This is a genomic window from Bradyrhizobium sp. BRP20, assembly GCF_020194215.1.
GTDB classification, from domain to species: Bacteria; Pseudomonadota; Alphaproteobacteria; order Rhizobiales; family Xanthobacteraceae; genus Bradyrhizobium; species Bradyrhizobium yuanmingense.
In genome coordinates this window covers 1-4712 of the sequence record NZ_JADYVY010000054.1, presented here as the reverse complement: position 1 = coordinate 4712, position 4712 = coordinate 1, and the positions used below count along the sequence as shown (strand labels likewise).

At 59.3% G+C, this 4712-nt stretch carries 2 protein-coding genes and 1 pseudogene; 2 read left to right on the top strand and 1 reads right to left on the bottom strand.

From position 1 onward, the window contains the following. Positions 1–596: 596 nt before the first annotated feature. Positions 597–1436 (bottom strand): annotated as a pseudogene (locus tag I6F33_RS37620) (ISL3 family transposase); the annotation flags it as partial. 669 nt (positions 1437–2105) lie between these two features. Between I6F33_RS37620 and I6F33_RS37615 the strand changes: the two are divergent. Further along, complete coding sequence (locus I6F33_RS37615) at positions 2106–2360, top strand: hypothetical protein (RefSeq protein ID WP_225145765.1); 255 nt, start codon at positions 2106–2108, stop codon at positions 2358–2360. 350 nt (positions 2361–2710) lie between these two features. After that, positions 2711–4114 (top strand): GGDEF domain-containing protein, encoded by a 1404-nt coding sequence (locus I6F33_RS38445; RefSeq protein ID WP_276573717.1) that lies wholly within the window; start codon positions 2711–2713, stop codon positions 4112–4114. Positions 4115–4712: the final 598 nt, after the last annotated feature.

Genomic DNA, 4712 nt, shown 5'->3' with positions numbered 1-4712 from the left:
TGCAGGCGCTTCGTGGCGGGCTACAGGGTCAAGGTGTTCGCTTTGGTCTGAAAACTGATGGCCGACCGGGGCACTGTCCGTCCCAGTTGGTCCCGCCGAACTTCGGACTGCAGGCTCACGCTCGCGTGTCCGATCCCGCGGGCACCGACACGTCCGGACCGGCCCGCAAGATCACTGTCATCCTCCACTGTATCTGGGTCGACGGCACATCATTCGACGGGGGCAACATGCCAGCCCGACTTTTTTTGCAGGTTCCTGGCCCGGTCCGCCGGGCTGGCGATGCCCGCTGGGACGGTGGTCGTAATGACCTCGGTCAATCGGCTGGTAGCGGCTCGTCCGCACCCCGTTGCAAACGAGGAGGCACCCGATCCGGACATCATCATGAGGCGCTTACGACCTCGGAAAGGACCATCGGGCAACTGATCACATTGAAACCAGGTGACAGCAAATCAGCTTATTACTACGAGCTCGCTATAGATCCACCAGCCGCGCTCGCCCCGTCTGCGCAACCCCGACCTGCTCCGTCGGGCCGAGCGCGACTACTTTGCCATATGGCTTCAAAAAAAGTTGACAACAACCCGCAATTAAAGAGCCGATTGGCGATAGCCCTCATACTGGGGCGCTCGGCGGCTGTCAGCAGATTGGGACCAATCGTAGTCGCACCGATGACGACGCGGATCTGACGCATCGATTTGCGGACGGCCTTGAGGAAGGCTCGGCTCGCGTTCTCCATTAGATGCCAGCGATCCGCGACCTGCACCGCCTGCGGCAAGGCTTTGGCCGCCGCCTCACAATATTCTCCACCACGGTCTCGGGCGACGATCGCGATCGTGGGATGAGCACGTCAGGCTTGGGCGGTCGTGGGTTCACGATCCGGCAGTAGGGTGACGATCCGGCGTCGTTCCAGATTGCAGATGATGCTGGCGCATCGGTGATTGCGCCGCCAGGCCCAATCATCAATGCCGATAACCCTGAGCGGGCCAGCCAGGGAACGGCGACGGCGTCGGACCACGCGCAGGAGCGTATCTTTACTTACCGGCAACATCAGCTGTTTTGCGAAGGTTGCCGCCGGACGACCGCCAAGCGCCAGACCAAGGTGATGGACGATAGAGCCCAGCCTCGCCGTGCGTCGCGCCGACGGAGCCAGTATCCCTTGCGAAGCGCTCAGCGAATATATAGCACCGCACAGGACGGCGTCGCAGCGGAAGCGACGGGCGATCACCAGGAGCTCCTACGATCCGCCCCAAGAGCGGCAGATCGGTCACGCGTCGTCGATTCCGGCTATCGACACGTCGGGAAACCGTTCTCTACGACGGACATACGCCAACGCTTCTGGATGCTCGGACCGTAATGACAACTTTGTCACCCTCGTAGCACGCGCTCTCTTCAACGAACCCACGCGGCACCAGACTGGAGCGGTGGAGTGCTTGCTGCATGGCGCTGATTTTCCCCAATCAAAGCGCAAGACATCCTCCAAACTGCATCAAAAGTGAGTAGAACGCGTGCTCAAGCCCGCCCGCACCAACATGCACGATGATGAAATTGCTAATCGCTGCCATATTGACGACCTAGCAACATCGGTCGCCAAATTGCCCCGACAACGTGCTGCCCATCACGGCCCAGCGCATTCTCTTGCACGCCCGGCCTGTACGCGATGGCGGCATTCATCCGACCTGCTAAGCACACAGAAATTTCGCTGGCGTATTGAACAGCAGGCAAGCGGGCCTTTTAATCGATCGCATCCCTTCGGACGCGCACCCGTTCTCCAACACGCCGTGCGCGATGGAGGCTCGAAAACTACGCAATCACGAGCTCGACCATCTCCATCTCAGAATCACAGCCTCACGAGGAGGAGCATTCGCATGGGTAGTCGAGCATGTAGCGAAGCTGGACTGGGGTGATTGTCACCACGTCCGCCGCCGACGGCCACAAACAGCGGCCGCGCTCCAGCCGCTTGGCATAAAGTGACCTGCCCAGTCCTGGCAGGCTCCAAATGTCGGCCGCCTACAAGATCTGGCAGGGGCTTAGCTTAGCCAGTTAATGTATATAGCGGAACCTCTGTCCCGCATTTTGCCGCGGGGACACGGGCAGGACGGAGGTCACAGATGGTATACAAGAAACTCATCAATCAAAGCGGGCTGACACTTACGGTGTTGCTCATCACGCTCGTCGGCTCCGAGCCGAACCAGTCCGGACCGACCGTCACAGCGGCGCTACCAGTGGGTGACAAGCAGACGATTGAGTACGGTAATGCGCAGAATCCCTTCCTCAATGGCCTCGTGATTTCCTCCTCCTCCGGCGCGTTTTCGACCGGGTCGCAGATCGTGACGACTCGGGGCAGCAGCTGGATACTGTACTGAACACGCACGATACCTTTGCGGGTGGGCTGAACGTACTGGGCTCGAACACATAATTCGCCACGGCACCGGCGATCCCGCAGTGACGAACTTGGCCGCTCCTGGATGGCAAGCCAATCCTGGCGGCGTCGCAGCCCCGTCCGGATGAGTGCAGCCGATGGACGGAAACGTAAATCTTGTGACTTCCGCGCCCGTTCAGCGGGATCACCCGTGCCGGGTGTTGGATGAGCTACGGCGGAGACGAGCCATGATGCCTTCACTTTGCTTGTCTAGCACGACTCCATGCTTGAAGAAGGGCCCCACGAGTTCATGAAAGGACCGCGTGCGATCATCATGGAATGACGGTATAGCATATGAGTACCAATCTTATGTTGCAGGAGCCGCCCAGCGCGCTGCGGCTGATCACACAGGCGTATACGAGCCTTCTCATTATCGGCTTCGCCCTGCTACCCACTCAGTTCATCGCTTACCTCTATTTCCAGCAAGATCCCGCGCTGAAGTTTGAAGACCACCTGTTCCACGAATTCGCCATCGCCGTCGCTACCCTCGAGGGGCTGTTCGTCACATATGTGACGTGGCGCTGCTATCAGTCTTCAGGCGAGCCTCTGTTGCGGTGGTTGACGCTTGGTTTTCTGGCCTTCGTGCTGATCTATACGCTGCACGGCGCCTTCACGGGGATGGCACATCGCAACATTTGGCTGTTTCTGCTCTATGGGCCAGCGTCGCGTCTGGCGATGTCGATTTTGCTCTTCGTCGGGCTACTCAGCTACAACCGGCCGTCAGACGGACTTGAGAAGTGCTCGGACACGCGCGCATGGCTGACGTGGATTGGCCTGTTCCTTACGATGGACCTAGCTGTCGCACTGGTCGCCTATTCACCCTATGCTGGGCACCCGGTGGTCCGCCTGTCCATGGAGGGCGGCGCATTGCTCTTCAGTGCGCTGAACGTCGCGGTCTTGCTCATGCGACGGATTCACTCGCCGCTCATGCTTGTTTTCGGCGTTTCTGTCGCATGGCTTGCGCTATCGTCGCTCGCATTCATTTTGGCCGCGCCGTGGAATCATATGTGGTGGCTGGCTCACGCAATCTTTGCTGGCGGATTTTTTTTGCTCAGCTATGGCGTCGTCCAGGCTTTCCGAACAACGCAATCGTTCGCCACCATCTATAGCCAGGAAGAAATGACCGCCCGCCTGGCCAAATCGATGGCCGACACTCAAAAGGCACTTCAGCAAGTGAAATTGAGCAATCAACGGCTGGAGCGGCTCGTCGCCACTGATCCACTAACCGGTGCCGGGAACCGGCGCCACTTTATCGAGCATATCGGCGCGGAGATCGCACGAGCCAAGAGGACCGGGGCGCCCTTGTCTCTGCTGTCCCTCGATCTAGACCATTTCAAGGATACAAACGACTCACGTGGTCACAGCGTCGGCGATGAGGTCCTGCGCGTATTCGTGCGAAAGTGTCTGGAGGCAATCCGGCCTTACGAATCTGTCGCGCGCGTGGGCGGTGAAGAATTCATGGTACTGCTACCGGGGGCGACGCTCGACGCGGCTGGCGCGGTCGCCGAGCGCCTTCGATCGGCCATCGAACGCACTGCATTCGACGTCGGAGCCGAACCGTCGGTCGGCGTCACCATCAGCGTTGGAGTGTCGGAGTTCAGGCGTGATGGAGACACGCTCGACGGGTTCGTGAACGTCGCCGACCAGCGACTCTATCGCGCAAAATTTGAGGGCCGCAACCGTGTGGTTGTCGCCTAGGATATCGTTCATCGTTCACTCCGTCTCCGGTGCTCTTGACCCGGACGCCCGTTCTCGCTGTTCTCCGAGCCAAAGCCGCCTCTATTAACAACTATTCGGTCATGGTCCATCCATTGCAGTTTGCAGGCAGGTTCGCACCGCAATAGGCTGCGGTCACTAGCTGCCGGGAGCTGTTATGTCGTTGCTTGCTACGACGGCGTCGCGTGACAGCCGTCGTCAAAGTCTTGAAGCGGCATATTCAGGATATAGCTCGTTGCTTCGGTGCGCGAACTTGCCGGTCGCTCGAACACAACGTTTGCGGGAGGCCGCTATCGCGCCCCGATGGCTCATTGCTGCTTGCGAAGCCGTTACTGAAGTTCGGCAATCGGCGCAACATCTGGTTCTCAACAATCATGCTGCGGCCAAGAACCTCACTGGGCCACCCCGCGCTGCGGAGTGTTTGAATGGGATGAGAATGTCAACTCCACGATTGCGCGTATTGCACTTCGATTGGCGCAGTTCTGCCACGAGGGACCTCATTGCTCTCTTCGGTGGCGTCGTTCTCACTTCACTTTTAGCGCATCTCTATGGGCTTGGCCCTCGTTTAGCGCAGCTGGGA

What these genes read in the sequence shown, in the direction of transcription:
- I6F33_RS38445 (WP_276573717.1), top strand. Translation starts at nt 2,711, where the DNA reads ATGAGTACCAATCTTATGTTGCAGGAGCCGCCCAGCGCGCTGCGGCTG.
- I6F33_RS37615 (WP_225145765.1), top strand. Translation starts at nt 2,106, where the DNA reads ATGGTATACAAGAAACTCATCAATCAAAGCGGGCTGACACTTACGGTG.